The organism is Pseudomonas sp. WOUb67 (assembly GCF_050058005.1).
Lineage (GTDB): Bacteria > Pseudomonadota > Gammaproteobacteria > Pseudomonadales > Pseudomonadaceae > Aquipseudomonas > Aquipseudomonas putida_R.
The window spans coordinates 3815984-3832418 of record NZ_CP170112.1 but is presented as its reverse complement, the minus strand read 5'-3'; the positions used below and the strand labels follow the sequence as shown (position 1 = coordinate 3832418).

The window sequence follows — 16435 nt, the reverse complement described above, 5'->3', positions numbered from 1 at the left end:
CGTGCGAGTGGCAGGCGCTTGCCAACAGCTGCGCTTGTTAGCGCTAACATGAGCAAGTATCAGAGGGCGCTGCTTAGCACGTCAAATAATTAAAATTCATCTTGATATGCGATTAAGCTATTTGCCAAGTACCTTTCCGTTAGCGCTAACATCGCGCCTTTTCCCCAGGAGGCAGTCCGGTGAGCCAGGCCAAGGATCCCCCCCGCAAGCGCCGCGGCGCAGGCCGTGTCACCCTCGCCGAGGTGGCAAGGGCCGCTGAGGTTTCGGCCATCAGCGTGTCGCGCTACTTCAACCAGCCAGACCAGGTTTCGCCGCCTTTGCGCGAGCGTATCGAAGCTGCCGTGCAGGCGCTGGGCTATGTGCCCAACCTGGTGGCCGGGGGGCTGGCCTCGGCCCGCGGGCGCATTGTCGGCATGGTGATACCGAACATCTCCGGGCCGATCTTCGCCCAGACTATCCAGGCGTTCAGCGATACCCTCAGCCGCCATGGCTACCAGTTGTTGCTGGCTTCCAGTTATTTCAGCGAAGCCCAGGAAGAAAGCGCTGTGCGGGCCTTTCTCGGCTGGTCGCCGGCAGCATTGGTCGTAACCAGCCACTTTCACAGCCCGGCCACGGAAAAAATGCTGGCCGACGCAGACGTGCCCGTGGTTGAAATCTGGGACTACCGCCCTGAGCGATCGCCCTTGCAAGTGGGTTTCCTTCATCACCAGGTGGGCGTGCAGGCCTGCCGCTATCTGCTGGACAAGGGCCACCGGCGCATCGCTTTCGTGCAGAACAGCGCGGCCGGCGACCTGAGTGCGCTGGAGCGCCGCGATGGCTATATCGACGCATTGCGGGAAGCCGGGCTGGAGCCTTGGGTGTTCGTGCCCTCGGCCGACTGCGCGCCGTTCGAGGCGGGCAAGCAGGCCATGGAAGCGTTGATCCGCCGTACCCCACGGCCCGAGGCGATCATCTTCGCCAACGACAACCTGGCGGCCGGTGCTTTGCTGGCCGGGCAACGCGCCGGTTTGCGCCTACCCGACGACATGGCCATCGTCGGCTTTGGCGACTACCCCTTTGCCGACATGCTGCTGCCCAGCCTCACCACCCTGCGCCCGCCCTCGCGGGAAATAGGCGAAGTGGCGGCGTTGCGGGTGTTGCAGCACCTGGGCGTGGTGGTGTGTGAGGGTGAAGTGCAGCGGCTGAACCTGTTGGCGTGCGAGTTGATTGCCCGCGAAAGCGCGTGAGGTGCACAGGTGCTGTGACAATCCCGCCATTGAGGATTATTCTCCTCTGGTATGTCCCACCGCCCCAATATGTGAGCGCCGAATATGAAAATCGATGACATGGACGCCTTTGTGGCGGTCATCCGTTGCCAGTCGACCAACCTCGCCGCCGAGGCCCTGCAACTGACCCAGCCGGCCATCACCCGCCGGGTGCAGAACTTCGAGGAAGACCTGGGCGCCACCCTGCTCGACCGCAACACCAAGCCGCTGAAGCCGACCCCCATGGGCCTGCGGGTATACGAGCAGTGCAAGGCCATCTTGCGTGAGATCGACTCGCTGCGCGAGCTGGTGGCCAACGACGGGGCCCCGTCCGGTACCCTGCGCCTGGGCGTGCCGCAAACCCTTGGCGATGTGGTGCTGCTGGATGCCTTGGCACAAATTCGTGAAACCTACCCCGACCTGCGCACCCAGGTCACCAGTGGCTGGGGCAGCAGCCTGATCGCGCGCATGGAAAACGGCGAACTGGATGCCGCCGCGGCGCTGTTCCCGCCCGGCAAGATCTTCCCCGAGGGCATCGCCAGCCAGTCGATCGCCCGCATGCCGCTGCGGGTGGTAGCGGCCAAGGGCAGTACCGGCAAGCGCAGCCTCAAGCTCAAGGACTGCTACACCCGTGGCTGGGTGCTCAACCCCGATGGTTGCGGCTTTCGCGCCGGGCTGCAGCGCGCCCTGAGCGAACAGGGGCTGAGGCTGTCGATCAACCTGGAGACCTTTGGCACCGAGCTGCAACTGGGGCTGGTGGCCAATGGACAGGGGCTTGGCCTGGTGCCCGAACCCTTGTTGCAGAACAGCCGCCACCGGGATGCGCTGGACGTGGTCAATGTGACGGACTTCAAGCCGCAGGTGGATTTGTGGCTGTTCCACCCACGCTACCTGGGCAACCTGCAGGAGCCGGTCGAGCTGTTTGGCCGGGTGGCCGGGCAGCAGCTCTGTGGTTGAGCTGAACATGCCGGGGGGCTGCGGGTACCTGACTTGAGAGTTGTAGTTAGGCGTACATCGAGCGCCGCCCGCGCGGCGCATCGCGAGCTGCGCTCGCTCCTACGTTTGTTTTTGGCCAGTAACGCCTGTGACAGGCGCGCGCGACCGCTTTGTTGGTCCGACACGATATCGCGTCATGCGCCAAAGCATCCGCGCGTGTACCTCGCAGGAATAATTGGCCCGCAACAAACGTAGGAGCGAGCGCAGCTCGCGATGCGCCGCGCGGGCGGCGCTCGATCTCACAGGCACTGAAAATCCACAGCATCAAAATAACCAATACACATATCAATCAACCAATGTAATTCTCACAATTAATAATTACCATAGAACCAAAAAGACTTTTACAGCGGTCATCCATACGAATACGGTCTTACAAACCCACCGTGTTCCAGGGATGAATACCCATGAGTCACCCCCCTTCTGCCAGCGCGCTTGCCGAACTCACCCAGGCCCTGGCCGCCAACGCCGAACGCTACGACCGCAGCGGCCAGTTCCCCGCCGACAACTTCGACCTGCTACACCGCCACGGCCTGCTGGGTTTCACCGTGCCCCGCGCCTTGGGCGGCGGTGGCGCCGACCTGGCCAGTGCGCGTCAGGTAATCGCTGCGGTCGGCAAAGGTTGCCCGTCCACCGCACTGATCCTGGTAATGCAGTACCTGCAGCACTTCCGCCTGCAGGACGAAGACCGCTGGCCCGAGCACCTGCGCCTGCAAGTGGCCCGCGACGCGGTGGCCGACGGCGCGCTGATCAATGCGTTCCGCGTTGAACCAGAACTGGGTACACCCGCCCGCGGCGGCCTGCCGGCCACCGTCGCCCGGCGCACCGCCGAAGGCTGGCGGTTGTCCGGGCGCAAGATCTACTCCACTGGCAGCCATGGCCTGGCCTGGTACCTGGTCTGGGCCCGCAGCGACGACCAGGACCCACTGGTGGGCGGCTTCCTGGTGCACAAGGACACCCCGGGCATCCGTATCGTCGAAGACTGGGACCACCTGGGCATGCGCGCCACCTGCAGCCATGAAGTGCAGTTCGACGAGGTGCTGATCCCGCTCGATCATGCCGTCAGCGTCAGCCCGGCCAGCGCACCGCGCGCCGAACTCGACAGCACAGCCCTGTTGTGGATGGCGGTGTTGCTGCCTGCGCTTTACGACGGTGTGGCCCAGGCCGCACGCGACTGGCTGGTGCAGTTCCTGAACCAGCGCGCGCCGTCCAACCTGGGTGCACCGCTGGCCAGCCTGCCACGTTTCCAGGACGTGGTCGGGCGTATCGATACGCTGCTGTTCGCCAACCAGAGCCTGTTGAATGCGGCCGTGACCGGGCAGGTCGATTCGCGCCACGCCGGGCAGCTCAAGCACCTGGTCAGCCGCAACGCCATCCAGGCCGTGGAACTGGCCATCGAGGCTGCCGGCAACCCAGGCCTGTCGCGGCGCAACCCGCTGGAGCGGCACTACCGTGATGTGCTGTGCAGCCGCATCCACACGCCGCAGGACGACGTAGTGCTCGGCCATGTCGGCCGTGCCGCCCTGGCGGAGGTGGCGGCATGAGCCACTCGATCATCGCCAGCCAGCTGGACGCACCGGCCAACCAATACCTGCGCGATCGCTTGCCCGACCATGAAGTGATCGATATCGGCCCGGGCCAGTTACAGCTGGACGTCCCCGCCGATGTGTTCATCGTGCGCCCGATCAATGTACGCGGTAACCGCGTGGACAACCCGCCAGCCGGCTGGCCGTGGTCGTTGCGCTGGGTGCAGGTGGTGTCCTCGGGCATCGACTTCTACCCCGACTGGGTGTTTCAGGGCCCGCCGGTCACCAGTGGCCGCGGCGCCAATGCCGAACAGGTAGCCGAATTCGCCTTGGCCCTGGTGTTTGCCGCGGCCAAACAACTGCCGGGCCTGTGGGTCAAGGACGCCGACTGGCGCCTGACCCCGCTGGCCCCGGTGCGTGGCCGCACCTTGGGCATCTTCGGTTTCGGCAGCATCGGCCAAAGCCTGGCACGCAAGGCAAACGCCCTGGGCATGCCGGTACTGGCGCTGAACCGCCCAGGCCAGCCCATTGCCGAGGTGCCGGGCGTGCAGCGCGTCGACAACCTGCAGCAGCTGTTTGCCGGCAGCGATCACCTGGTCATCGCCGCCCCGCTCACCCCCGCCACCCGTGGCCTGATCGACCGCCAGGTGCTGGCCCAGGCCAAACCCGGACTGCACCTGATCAACATCGCCCGTGGCGGGCTGCTGGACCAGGAGGCCTTGCTCGAAGCCCTGGACAACGGGCTGATCGGCCGCGCCAGCCTCGATGTCACCGAACCCGAACCGTTGCCGGCAGGCCACCCGCTGTACCACCACCCGCGGGTATTCCTGTCGCCGCACACCTCGGCGATTTCCGAGGACGGCTACCCCGCGCTGCTCGAGGCATTTCTCGACAACTTTGCCCGTTACCGCGAACAGGCGCCGCTGCTCAACCTTGTCGACACCCGGCGCGGCTACTGAACCCACACCTATTGGAGAACACCATGACTGCACTGTCTGTCGTCACCGCCCAGGAAAACACCGTACGCCAACGGGTCAGCGCCGAAGAATGGGAGGTGCGGGTCAAGCTGGCGGCGGCCTACCGCCTGGCCGCGCTGTTCCGCTGGACCGACCACATCTACACGCACTTCTCGGCACGTGTGCCGGGGCCTGACGAACATTTCCTGATCAATGCCTTCGGCCTGCTGTTCGACGAAATCACCGCGTCCAACCTGGTGAAGGTGGACGTGGACGGCACCATCATCGACGACCCGCTGGGCCTGGGCATCAACCAGGCAGGCTATGTGATTCACAGCGCCATCCACCGCGCCCGGCATGACCTCAAGGCCGTGCTGCACACCCACACCCGCGATGGCGCGGCGGTGTCGGCCCAGCGCGACGGCCTGCTGCCGATCTCGCAGCACGCCCTGGCGTACTACAACCGCGTGGCCTACCACGACTACGAAGGCGTCGCCCTGGACCTGGACGAGCAGCAGCGGCTGGTAGGCAACCTGGGCGACAGCAACATCCTCATCCTGCGCAACCATGGCCTGCTTACCGGGGGTATCAGCGTGGAGCATGCCTTCCGTGAACTGCACGGGCTGGAACGTGCCTGCAACATCCAGGTAGCGGCGCAAGCCGGGGGCAACGACCAGTTGCTGCATGCTGCGCCGGCGGCGATTGCCAGGGTGCATGAGCAGTCCAAGCGGTTTTCCGATGGGCTGGGTGAAGGGATACGGCGGCATTGGGATGCCTTGATCCGGCAGCTGGATCGGGAGGGGCTGGATTACCAGGACTGACAGATTGTCTGTGGCCTGTACCGGCCCTATCGCCGGCAAGCCAGCTCCCACAGGACCACCACAGGCCTGGATCCAGTGGCGTTCCTGTGGGAGCTGGCTTGCCGGCGATAGGGCCCGAACAAACACCTCATACCCCATTGAAGGAACGCCCAATGCCTCCACTTCACCTGGCCAGAAGCCTGCTGGCCTGCGCCACCCTGGCCTTCACGCTCGCCGCCTGCTCCCCCTCCAGCGAAGATGCCACCAGCAAAACCCTGAACATCGCCTTCTGGGGCGACAACACCACGCTGGTCAGCGTCGACCCGTTCCAGGTCTACTGGCTGGAGCACCGCGTACTGCTGCGCAACGTCGCCGAATCGCTTACCGACCAAGACCCGGCCACAGGCCGCATCATCCCGTGGCTGGCCAGCAGTTGGGAGGTCAGTGACGACGCCCTGCAGTACACCTTCCACCTGCGCCAGGACGTCTCCTTCAGCAACGGCGAGCGCTTCGACGCCCAAGCCGTGAAAACCGCCTTCGACAGCAACAAGGCGTTCGCGGCACAACTGCCTGCCACGTTCGGCGCCACCTACCTGGCCGGTTTCGACCATGCCGAAGTGGTCGATCCGTTCACCGTGCGCCTGGTGCTGTCGCGGCCCAACGCCGGCTTCCTGCAGGCCACGTCCACCACCAACCTGGCCATCCTCGCCCCGGCCTCCTACGCGCTCACTGCCCAGGAGCGTTCGCTGGGCAAGATCATCGGCACCGGCCCGTTCATCCTCGAACATTACACCCCGGAAGTCGGCGCACGCCTGGTCAAGCGAGCGGACTATGCCTGGGCCTCGGCCAACGTCAAGAACCCCGGCGCCGCCCACCTGGACCGCGTGGAGATCAGCTACATCCCCGAAGAAAGCGTGCGCAACGGCCTGTTCCTGCAAGGCAAGGCCGACATCCTCTGGCCACGCAACCCGTTTTCCGAAGTTGACCTGAAGCTGTTCCAGGCAAAGGGCGCGACCATCCAGAGCCGCTCGTTGCCAGGCCCGGCACTCAACCTCTACCCCAACACCCGCAACGACCGCCTGCTGGGCGACCGCCAGGTGCGCCTGGCCCTGCAGAAGGCCATTGATCGCACCAGCTATGCCCACACCGTATACAACGCCGAGTTCCCGGTGGTGACCGGGGTGTATGACGTGACCACGCCGTACTTCAAGCCCCAGGCCGACAAGCTGGCCTACGACCCGCAGGGCGCCGAGCGCCTGCTGGATGCCGCAGGCTGGAGCAAGGGTGACGACGGCTACCGGCACAAGGACGGCAAACGCCTGACCCTGCGCTACAACCTCACCCCCGCCGAGAGTGCCGGCGATGTGCTGGTGCAGGACCAACTGCGCAAGGTCGGCATCGACCTCAAGCTGAACGTGCTGACCCGTGCCGAATGGGTGGCCGGCAACGCCTCCGGCAACTACGACCTCACCTCCACCTACATGACCCGCGCCGACCCGATCATCCTGCAGACTATCCTCGACCCGCGCGCCGCCAGCAGTGCCACCCTGGCCACAAACACTTACGAGCCACACACCCTGGCCCAGGCGCAAACCTTGTTCGACAACGGCATTACCGCCACCCGCGACGAGCAACGCGCCCAGGCCTATGGCCAGTTGCAAGACCTGCTGGTTGACGAAGCCTCGGCGTTCCCGCTGTACGAGCGCGTGTGGCAAGCCGCCACCGCACCACGGGTCAAGGACTTCCGCTGGACGGCCGAAGGCTTTGCCTTCCTCAGTGACATCCAGGTCGCGCAGCCATGAACCGCTACCTGATCGGCCGCATCGGCCAAGCGCTGCTGGTGTTGTGGGGCGCCTACACCATCACCTACTTCATCCTCTATCTGCTGCCCGGTGACACCCTGGCGATCATGCTCAGTGCATCGGGCATGGAAGCCGATGGCCTGTCGCCCGAGGATCTGGCCAAGGCCCGTGCCTACTACGGGCTGGACAAAGGCATTTTCGAGCAGTACTTCGACCTGCTGTGGCGGGCCCTGCACGGCGACCTGGGCCAGTCGTTGTCACTGAACCGGCCAGTGACCGCGCTGCTGGCCGAGCGCCTGCCGCAAACCCTGGCCCTGGCCGGCTTTGCCATCGTGCTGTCGTTGCTTGGCGGCGTCGGCCTGGCCTACCTCACCGCCTACCTGCAATGGCAACCGCTGAAAGTGGCGCTGTCACGCTTGCCGTCACTGGGTTTTTCGGTACCGGTGTTCTGGATGGGGCTGCTGCTGATCCAGGTGTTCGCCTTTGGCCTGGGCTGGTTCCCGGCCACCGGCAGCCAGGGCTTTGCCAGCCTGGTGCTGCCGGCCGTGACCCTGGCCATTCCCAGTGCTGCGGTGTACGCCCAGGTACTGCAGCGCGGCTTCCAGAGCGTATGGCAGGAGCCGTATATCGCCACCGCCTTCGCCAAGGGCCTGAGCCGCGCGCAGGTTCAGGCGCGGCACGGCCTGCGCAATGCGGCCCTGCCAATCCTTACCCTGGTCGGCTTGCAGGTGGGCAACACGGTGTCCGGAGCAGTGCTGGTCGAGACCATTTTCTCGCGCAATGGCGTCGGCCGCCTGGCCCAGGAAGCCGTGCTGCGCCAAGACATCCCGGTGGTGCTGGCGATTGTCGCAGTGTCGGCGGCAGCCTTTGTGCTGGTGAACCTGATCGTCGACCTGCTGTACCCGTACCTTGACCCCCGCATCGCCCACGCCACGAAGGTGACCTGACCATGACCGCCGATACTCACCCCCTGCGTGCCGCCGCCCCGCCAGCCAGCTGGAAGCGCCGCACCCGCCTGCAGCGCCTGGGCCAGGCACTCGCCCCTTTGCTGGCGCGCCCGGGCTTCAGCCTGGCGCTGCTGGTGGTGCTGTTCGCCCTGCTGGCGGCGCTGGCGCCGCATTGGCTGACCAGCTTCGACCCTTACGCCACGTCCCCCGCCGACAAACTGCGGGCACCTGGCACCGTGCATTGGTTCGGCACCGACGAGCTGGGCCGCGACCTGTACACCCGCGTGGTGTATGGCGCCAGCCTGTCGGTGCAGGCCGCATTGCTGGCGGTTGGTATTGCCCTGGCAGGCGGGTTGAGCCTGGGCGTACTCGCCGGGTTTGCCGGCGGGCGCCTGGATGCCGCCCTCATGCGCCTGGTCGATGTGCTGCTGGCCCTGCCCGGCCTGCTGCTGGCCCTGGCCATTGTCACCGCCATCGGTTTTGGCACGGTGCCGGTGGCAATCGCCGTCGGCGTCGGCATCATCCCTGGCTTTGCCCGCACCACCCGCGGCGAAGTGCTGCGGGTCAAGACCCTGCCCTATGTCGAAGCCGCACGCCTGGGTGGCGCCAGCTGGCGTCGCACCTTGCTGCGCCACGTGCTGCCCAATGCCTGGGGGCCGGTGGCCGTGCTGGCCACGCTGGACTTCGGCGCCGCCATCCTGGCCACTGCCGGCCTGAGTTTCCTCGGTTTTGGCGCAGCACCGCCAGCGGCCGAATGGGGCACCTTGATTGCCAACGGCCGGCACTTCCTGATCACCGCCCCCTGGGTGTCGCTGCTGCCCGGCCTGTTCGTGGTCGCCGTGGTGTTCAGCCTCAACCACCTTGCCCGTACCTTCGAGGAGCACCCACGATGAACGACCAGCCATTGCTTGTGGTACGCGACCTCAGCATCAGCTATCACGCCTCCGGCCAGGCCACGCAAGCCGTCAGGCACCTTACCTTCAGCCTGGCCCAGGGCGAGACCGTGGCCATTGTCGGCGAGTCAGGCTCGGGCAAGTCGACCTTGGCCAACGCCCTGCTCGGCCTGCTACCGGGCACGGCGCGCATCGACAGTGGCCAGCTGTGGGTCGACGGGCTGGATGTAGTGCGCGCCAGCGAACGGCAGAAGCGCCAGCTGCGTGGGCGTACCGTCGGCCTGGTGCCGCAAGACCCGATGGTCAGCCTTAACCCCACCCTGCGCATTGGCCAGCAGATCGGCGAGGCGCTGGTGCTGGCCCAAGGCGGCCGCTCGCGCAGCGTCGATGCCGATGTGCTGGAATTGCTTGCCCAGGTTGGCCTGGACAACCCGGCCATGCGCGCCCGCCAGTACCCGCACGAGCTGTCTGGCGGCATGCGCCAGCGGGTGCTGATCGCCATCGCCCTGGCCGGCAACCCGCGCCTGATCATCGCCGACGAACCCACCAGCGCACTGGACGTCACCGTACAACGCAAGATCCTCGATCACTTGCAGCGGCTGGTGGCCGAGCGTGGCATCTCGTTGCTGATCATCACCCACGACTTGGGTATGGCCACCGACCGCGCCGACCGCCTGCTGGTGATGAAGCAGGGCGAACTGGTGGAGCAAGGCCCACCTGCGCAGATCGTGCAGGCACCACAGCACCCGTACACCCGCGCCCTGCTCAATGCCGCACCGGCCTTCAGCGCTCGTCGCCAGCCCCGGCAACTGGCGCCAGGCACAAAGCCGATCCTCAGCCTGCAGGGTGTTGGCAAAACGTTCGAGTTGCCCAGGGTCAAAGGCCAGGACAACCGCTTTGTCGCGTTGCAGGGCCTGGACTTGCAGGTTCACCCGGGGCAAACATTGGCCATCGTCGGTGAATCCGGTTCGGGCAAGAGCACCGCCCTGCGCATTGCCTTGGGCCTGGAAGCGCCCAGCCAAGGCCGCGTGCTGTTCGACCAGCAGGATGTCACCGGCCACGGCTGGCGCCAGTTCCGCCCCTTGCGCAGACGCATGCAACTGGTACAGCAAAACCCCTTCGCCGCCCTCGACCCGCGTTTCACGGTGTTTGACAGCATCGTCGAGCCGCTGGTGTCGTTTGGCCTGCTCAAAGGTGCGGCATTGGAACAACGCGCCCGCGAACTGATCGAACGCGTGCACCTGCCTCTTCATTACCTTGACCGCCTGCCCCGCGAACTGTCCGGCGGCCAGCGCCAGCGCGTGGCGATTGCCCGGGCGCTGGCGCTGCAGCCAGAACTGTTGCTACTCGATGAGCCGGTCAGCGCGCTGGACGTGTCGGTGCAGGCGCAGATTCTGGCACTGCTGGATGAACTGCAACGGGAGCTGGGCATGGCTTATGTGCTGGTGTCGCATGACCTGGCGGTGGTGGCGAGCATGGCCGACCAGGTGCTGGTGCTGCGCCAAGGGCAGGTGGTGGAGCGAGGGACGGTGCCGCAGGTGTTCGACAGGCCGACGAGTGAGTACACGCGAGAGCTGATTGCCGCCGTGCCCGGGCAGTTGGTCACTGTTGCGGCTTGAGCTTGAGGGCCTCGGGGCTGCTTTGCAGCCCATCGCGACACAAGGCCGCTCCTACAGGGGACCGCGTTTTTTCAAGGCAACGCGGTCCCCTGTAGGAGCGGCCTTGTGTCGCGAAAGGGGCGCAAAGCGCCCCCAGAAATCTCAGATCAGCCCCAGACTCAAAATGCACATAAAGCATCATTAAGCATCGATATTATTTTTAGATTTCATAATTAGCATAGAACCACAAAGCCTTTCACAACCCCACCCCACAGCGGCTAAGGTCACTCCAGACCGACCCCATTCCTGGCGGAGGCCGTCCACTTCGACCACGCCAGGAGCCTTGCGCGCATGCACCTCTCTCTCCCACAACCCAGTTTCATCTTCGCCTACGGGCCAGGTGACGCACGGCTGTCCCCATTCCATTTGCAACACAACCCACAGGTATTCCGATGAGCAAACGACAGATCCGCCTGGGCGCCATGATCCATGGCGTCGGCCACGGCTGGGGCGAATGGCGCCACCCGCAAGCGCTGGCCGATGCCAGTGTCAATTTCGGCTTCTACAAACAGCAGGCCAAGCTGGCCGAGGCGGCAAAGTTCGACTTCGCCTTCATCGCCGACAGCCTGCACATCCACGCCCGCTCCAGTCCGCACTACCTCAACCGTTTCGAGCCGTTGACCATCCTTTCGGCGCTGGCGGCGGTCACCGAACACATCGGCCTGGTGGCCACGGTCACGGTCAGCTACACCGAACCGTTCCAGGTAGCACGCCAATTCGCCTCGCTGGACCTGATCAGCGGCGGGCGCGCAGGCTGGAACGTGGTGACCTCCTGGCTTTCCGGCACCGCTGACAACTTCGGCAAGGCTGAACACCCGCCGCATGCCGTGCGTTACCGCATTGCCCGTGAGCACGTGGATGTGGTCAAAGGGCTTTGGGATTCGTGGGAAGACGACGCCTTTACCCGCAACAAGCAAAGCGGGCAGTTCTTCGACCCGGCCAAACTGCACACCCTCGGCCACCAGGGTGAGTACTTCAAGGTAAAGGGCCCCCTTAACATCCAGCGTTCGCCGCAGGGTCAGCCGCTGATCTTCCAGGCAGGCGTGTCCGAGGACGGCCGCAACTTTGCTGCGCAGAACGCCGACGCCATCTTTGTCAGCCCGGAATCGTTCGACGACGCCCACGCCTATTACCAGGACCTCAAGCAGCGTGCCGCGCGCCATGGCCGCGACCCCGACGCACTGTTCATCCTGCCCGGCATCCGCCCCATCGTCGGCCGCAACGCCGAGGAGGTCGAGCAGCGCTACCAGCAGGCCGTCGACCTGGTGAGCATCGAGGATGCCCTGGTAGCCCTGGGTCGCCCCTTCAACGACTACGACTTCAGCCAGCATGACCTGGATGCGCCCTTCCCCGATCTCGGTACCCTGGGCAACGACAGCCACAAGGGCACCTCGGACCAGCTCAAGCAACTGGCCCGTGAAGAGGGCCTGAGCCTGCGTGAACTGGCACTGCGCTTCTCGCGCCCACGCAGGGACTTCGTCGGCACCCCGGAGCAGGTTGCCGATGCCTTGCAACACTGGTTCGAAAACGGTGCTGCCGACGGTTTCATCATCAACTCATTGCTACCGGACGGCCTGCAGTACTTCACCGAGCACGTGGTGCCGCTGCTGCAAGCCCGTGGCCTGGTGCGCAGTGAGTACACCGGTAAAACCCTGCGCGACAATTTCGGCCTCAGCGTGCCAGAAAACCGCAACACCCTGCGCCGCAACCAGGCAGCGGTTGCCTGAGCCCACCCAGACAAGGAGTTTGTTTCATGAGCCTCGAATTCATCGGCCTCATCGGCCCGCAGGAAAGCAGCGAATCCCAGGCGCCTCGTGGCCCGCTGGTTGATCTGGAGTTCATCAAGGCCTTCTCTCAGGCCCAGGAATATGGCGGCTTCGACAAGGCATTGCTGGCAGTCAACACCAGTGCGCCAGACTCGATGATCCTGGCCAGCTACGTGGCAGCGCTTACCCAGCGGATCGGCCTGCTGGTCGCCCACCGCCCGGGCTTCCAGGCGCCAACGTTCGCTGCCCGCCAGTTCGCCACCCTTGACCAACTGAGCCGGGGCCGGGCCTCGATCAACGTCATCACCGGCGGCGACAGCGGCGACCTGCAGCGCGATGGCGACTTCCTCGACAAGGATGCCCGCTATGCCCGCACCGATGAATACCTGCAGGTGCTGCGCAACACCTGGACCCGCCAGGAGCCTTTCGATCACCAGGGCACTCACTACCGGGTAGAAGACAACCTGACCTTGGTCAAACCGGTGCAGCATTTGCCCATCTACTTCTCCGGTGCGTCAGACGCCGCAGTCGAAGTGGCCGCCAAGCACGCCGACGTCTACATGATGTGGGGCGAGCCGCTGGAGCAGGTACGCGAGCGCATCGCCAAGGTGCGCAAGGCTGCCGCCCGCTACGGGCGCGAGAAGCACATCCGCTTCAGCCTGTCGTTGCGGCCGATCCTGGGCGGCACCGAGGCCGAAGCCTGGGCCCGCGCCGAGCGTATTCTGGCCGATGCCCAGGAACGTATCGGCATCCGCCAGGGCAACCGCCGCGAGAAAAACTTCGGCAAGAGCAACGCCGGCTCCGAACGCCTGGTGCAGCTGGCCAGCCAGCGCAAGGTGCATGACACCCGGCTGTGGACCGAGATTGCGGCGCTGGGTGGCGGTGCAGGTAACTCCACCTCGTTGGTGGGGACTGCGGACCAAGTCGCCGAGGCGGCGCTGGCGTACTACGAACTGGGGGTTACTACCTTCCTGTTCCGTGGGTTCGACCAGTTGCGTGATGCGGTGGAGTATGGGCAGGACCTGATACCTCGCATTCGAGCGCTGGTTGAACAGCATGAGGCTGGACGCAGCACCCGCACAGCCTAGATCTCTGCTCGCTGCGCCGGCCTCTTCGCGGGTAAACCCGCTCCCACAGGTTCTCGCCAGACCTGAAGGCAGTGATATCCCTGTGGGAGCGGGTTTACCCGCGAAGAGGCCGGCACAGGCAAAACACTTTCCCACACCCCTCACGCCAGCCTTATCAGGGCCTGGCGCCTATTCGCCTGCGTGCTCCACCGTATTCCGAGGACATGATGTCTAGAACACCGCTTTTCGCCCTGCCCCTTGCCTGCCTGCTCACCCCGCTGGCCGACGCCGCGCCAACCACCGAAGAACAACGCCTGGACACCGTCACGGTGATCTCCACCGGCCTGCGAGGCAACCAGCGCACCGTCGCCGACAGCCCGGCGCCAATCGACGTGATCAGCAGCGAGCAGCTATTGCGTAGCGGCCGCGCCGAGCTGTCCGAGGCCATTTCCAAACTGCTGCCCTCGTTCAACTTCGGCACCAACATCGCCGGCTTCCAGTCCGGCGTGCGGCCGCTGAGCAACCGCAGCCTGGGCCCGGCCTACACCCTGGTGCTGGTCAATGGCAAACGCCGCCACAACAGCGCTGTGCCGGCCAGCGGCTCGACCGACAACAGCGGTGCCAACGCCGTGGATATCGACATGATCCCGGTCAGTGCGGTGTCGCACATCGAAGTCCTGAAAGACAGCGCCGCCGCCCAGTACGGCTCGGATGCAGTGGCCGGGGTGATCAACATCATCCTCAAGAGCACCAGCAGTGGTGGCCATTACGAAAGCAGCTACGGCCAGCTGTACAGCGGCCAGGGCGAAACCATCAAGCTGGCCGGCGACCAGGGCTTCAGCCTGGGTGACGGCGGTTTCCTGCACCTGTCTGGGGAGGCACGCAAGCGCGGCACCGCCAACTGGATCGACAAGGCTGCCCCCGGTTACCGCGCCTACTTCGAAGACGACCGCCAGGCCGCCTGGGACCACCGGGCGGTGAAAAACGGCGACCCCGATCTGCGTGCCTTCAACCTCGGTTACAACGCCGAACTGCCCATCAGCGACGACCTGAAACTGTACTCGTTCGCCACCTATGCCGAGCGCAAGCTCGAGGCCTTCAACAACTACCGCCTGCCCAACAGCAACGCCTCGATCCCCGAGTTGTTCCCAGACGGCTACTTCCCGCTCAACAACATCAAGGACACCGACTACCAATGGCTGCTCGGCGCCCGAGGCGCCGCCGGTGCCTGGGACTGGGACCTGTCCACCACCTGCGGGCGCAACAAGAACCAGCAGTCCAGCGACCTGACCATCAACCCCACCTACGGCCCGGCCTCGCCAACCTCGTTCGATGACCTGGCAACCTTGCAGTTCGACCAGTGGGTAAACAACCTGGACATCACCCGCGCCTTCGACGGCCTGTTCGGCCTGGCGGTACCCACCCGCGTTTCGGCGGGCCTGGAGCACCGCTGGGAGCGCTTCCAGACCTTCGCCGGCGACCCCATCGCCTACAGCGTCGGGCCCTACACCTACCCGGCCACCTTGGCCGACGGGCGCCCCAACCCGCTGTACGCGCTGGCCAACGGTCAGACCGCCGTGGGCGCCCAGGCTGCGCTGACCATCCGCCCGGAAGACGAGGCCGATGTGAAGCGCAACAACTATGCCGCCTACCTCGACCTCGGCCTGGACCTGACCCCGCGCTGGTACCTGGGCGCCGCCGCGCGGGTCGAGCACTACGACGACGACTCGGGCAATACCGCCAGCTTCAAGCTCAATTCACGCTACGAATTGAGCGAAACCGTGGCGGTACGCGGCACCCTGGGCAGCGGTTTCCGCGCACCGTCGCTGACCCAGAGCGGCTACACGGTCAGCGACAACCGCACCGCGCTGGACGCCGACGGCAATGTGGTGCCGGCCTTGCGCCGCACTGTCGCGCCCGGCAGTGCCGCCGCGCTGGCATTCGGCGGCGACAAGCTCGACCCGGAGAAATCGCGCAACGCCGGCCTTGGCCTGACCTGGCAACCGGCGCGCCGCACCAGCGTTACCCTGGACACCTACCTGATCGACATCGACGACCGCATCCTGCTGACCGAAAACCTCTACGACCGGCAGAACGGAGCCGGTGCCATTGGCGACATCCTCGAATCGCTGGGCCTGGCGCGCACCACCTGGATCAACTATTACACCAACGCCTTCGATACCCGCACCCGCGGCCTCGACCTGGTGGGTGACCACACCAGCGAGTTCGGTGCCTGGGGCGATGTGCGCTGGACCTTGGGCTTCAACTGGAACAAGACCACCGTGCGCGGCACCCGGGGTACGCCCGCAGCGCTGGCCGCTGCCGGTATCGACGTGGTCGGCCATGGCCGCGAAGGCGACCTGGTGGCAGCCTCACCGAAAACCAAATGGGTGCTGGGCAGCCAGTGGTTGCTGGGCAACTTCACCGGTACCTTGCAGACCACCCGCTACGGCAAAGTCGAGACCTGGCAGCAGAACCAGGCCCAGGACCGCACCTTCGGCGCCAAGTGGATCACCGACCTGGACCTGTCCTACCTGCTGTTCGACAGCCTGACCGTCAGTGTGGGCGGCACCAACATCTTCAATGTGCGGCCCGACAAGAACGGCGTGTACAACGCCAACGGCAACCAGGCGGCGTACGGCAACCCGCCGTTCCACCCGGGTGGCGGCTATTGGTACACCAAGCTTGCCTATGACTTCTGAAGCAGCTGCACGCCTGTCCCTGGCTTGGCGCACACCTCTGTGGGAGCGGGTTCACCCGCGAAGAATCCAACCCGGTGCATG

12 protein-coding genes are annotated in these 16435 nt (G+C 65.3%); all 12 read left to right on the top strand.

What is annotated here, in order from left to right; all coding sequences use genetic code 11:
- Positions 1 to 179 precede the first annotated feature (179 nt).
- The 12 genes from ABOC32_RS17240 to ABOC32_RS17185 all read left to right on the top strand — a co-directional run bounded on the left by ABOC32_RS17240 (position 180) and on the right by ABOC32_RS17185 (position 16354).
- Positions 180 to 1226 (top strand): LacI family DNA-binding transcriptional regulator, encoded by a 1047-nt coding sequence (locus ABOC32_RS17240; RefSeq protein WP_426808106.1) that lies wholly within the window; start codon positions 180 to 182, stop codon positions 1224 to 1226.
- Between the two features lie 84 nt (positions 1227 to 1310).
- Positions 1311 to 2201 (top strand): LysR family transcriptional regulator, encoded by an 891-nt coding sequence (locus ABOC32_RS17235; RefSeq protein WP_043200191.1) that lies wholly within the window; start codon positions 1311 to 1313, stop codon positions 2199 to 2201.
- A 443-nt stretch (positions 2202 to 2644) separates the two neighbouring features.
- Positions 2645 to 3781, top strand: a complete 1137-nt coding sequence (locus tag ABOC32_RS17230; RefSeq protein ID WP_426808105.1) for an acyl-CoA dehydrogenase family protein — start codon at positions 2645 to 2647, stop codon at positions 3779 to 3781.
- A complete protein-coding gene (locus ABOC32_RS17225) occupies positions 3778 to 4722 on the top strand; it encodes a D-isomer specific 2-hydroxyacid dehydrogenase family protein (RefSeq protein WP_426808104.1) in 945 nt (314 codons plus the stop codon). The genes ABOC32_RS17230 and ABOC32_RS17225 overlap by 4 nt, the downstream gene beginning before the upstream one ends.
- Before the next feature lie 23 nt (positions 4723 to 4745).
- A complete protein-coding gene (locus ABOC32_RS17220) occupies positions 4746 to 5540 on the top strand; it encodes a class II aldolase/adducin family protein (RefSeq protein WP_426808103.1) in 795 nt (264 codons plus the stop codon).
- Positions 5541 to 5692: 152 nt separating this feature from the next.
- Positions 5693 to 7321 (top strand): ABC transporter substrate-binding protein, encoded by a 1629-nt coding sequence (locus tag ABOC32_RS17215; RefSeq protein WP_426808102.1) that lies wholly within the window; start codon positions 5693 to 5695, stop codon positions 7319 to 7321.
- Positions 7318 to 8268 carry an ABC transporter permease gene (locus ABOC32_RS17210; RefSeq protein ID WP_426808101.1) on the top strand — a complete coding sequence of 317 codons (951 nt, stop codon included), beginning with the start codon at positions 7318 to 7320 and terminating at the stop codon, positions 8266 to 8268. Before ABOC32_RS17215 ends, ABOC32_RS17210 begins: the two co-directional genes overlap by 4 nt.
- Before the next feature lie 2 nt (positions 8269 to 8270).
- Complete coding sequence (locus tag ABOC32_RS17205) at positions 8271 to 9161, top strand: ABC transporter permease (RefSeq protein WP_426808100.1); 891 nt, start codon at positions 8271 to 8273, stop codon at positions 9159 to 9161.
- Positions 9158 to 10780, top strand: coding sequence for a dipeptide ABC transporter ATP-binding protein (locus tag ABOC32_RS17200; protein ID WP_426808099.1), 1623 nt, complete (start codon positions 9158 to 9160; stop codon positions 10778 to 10780). The genes ABOC32_RS17205 and ABOC32_RS17200 overlap by 4 nt, the downstream gene beginning before the upstream one ends.
- 431 nt (positions 10781 to 11211) lie before the next feature.
- Entirely contained in the window at positions 11212 to 12546 is a 1335-nt protein-coding gene (locus ABOC32_RS17195; RefSeq protein WP_426808098.1) for an LLM class flavin-dependent oxidoreductase, read from the top strand.
- 26 nt (positions 12547 to 12572) lie between these two features.
- Positions 12573 to 13673: an LLM class flavin-dependent oxidoreductase gene (locus ABOC32_RS17190; protein ID WP_426808097.1), complete on the top strand. Its 1101-nt coding sequence runs from the start codon at positions 12573 to 12575 to the stop codon at positions 13671 to 13673.
- A gap of 206 nt (positions 13674 to 13879) precedes the next feature.
- Entirely contained in the window at positions 13880 to 16354 is a 2475-nt protein-coding gene (locus tag ABOC32_RS17185; protein WP_426808096.1) for a TonB-dependent receptor plug domain-containing protein, read from the top strand.
- The last annotated feature ends 81 nt before the right edge of the window (positions 16355 to 16435 follow it).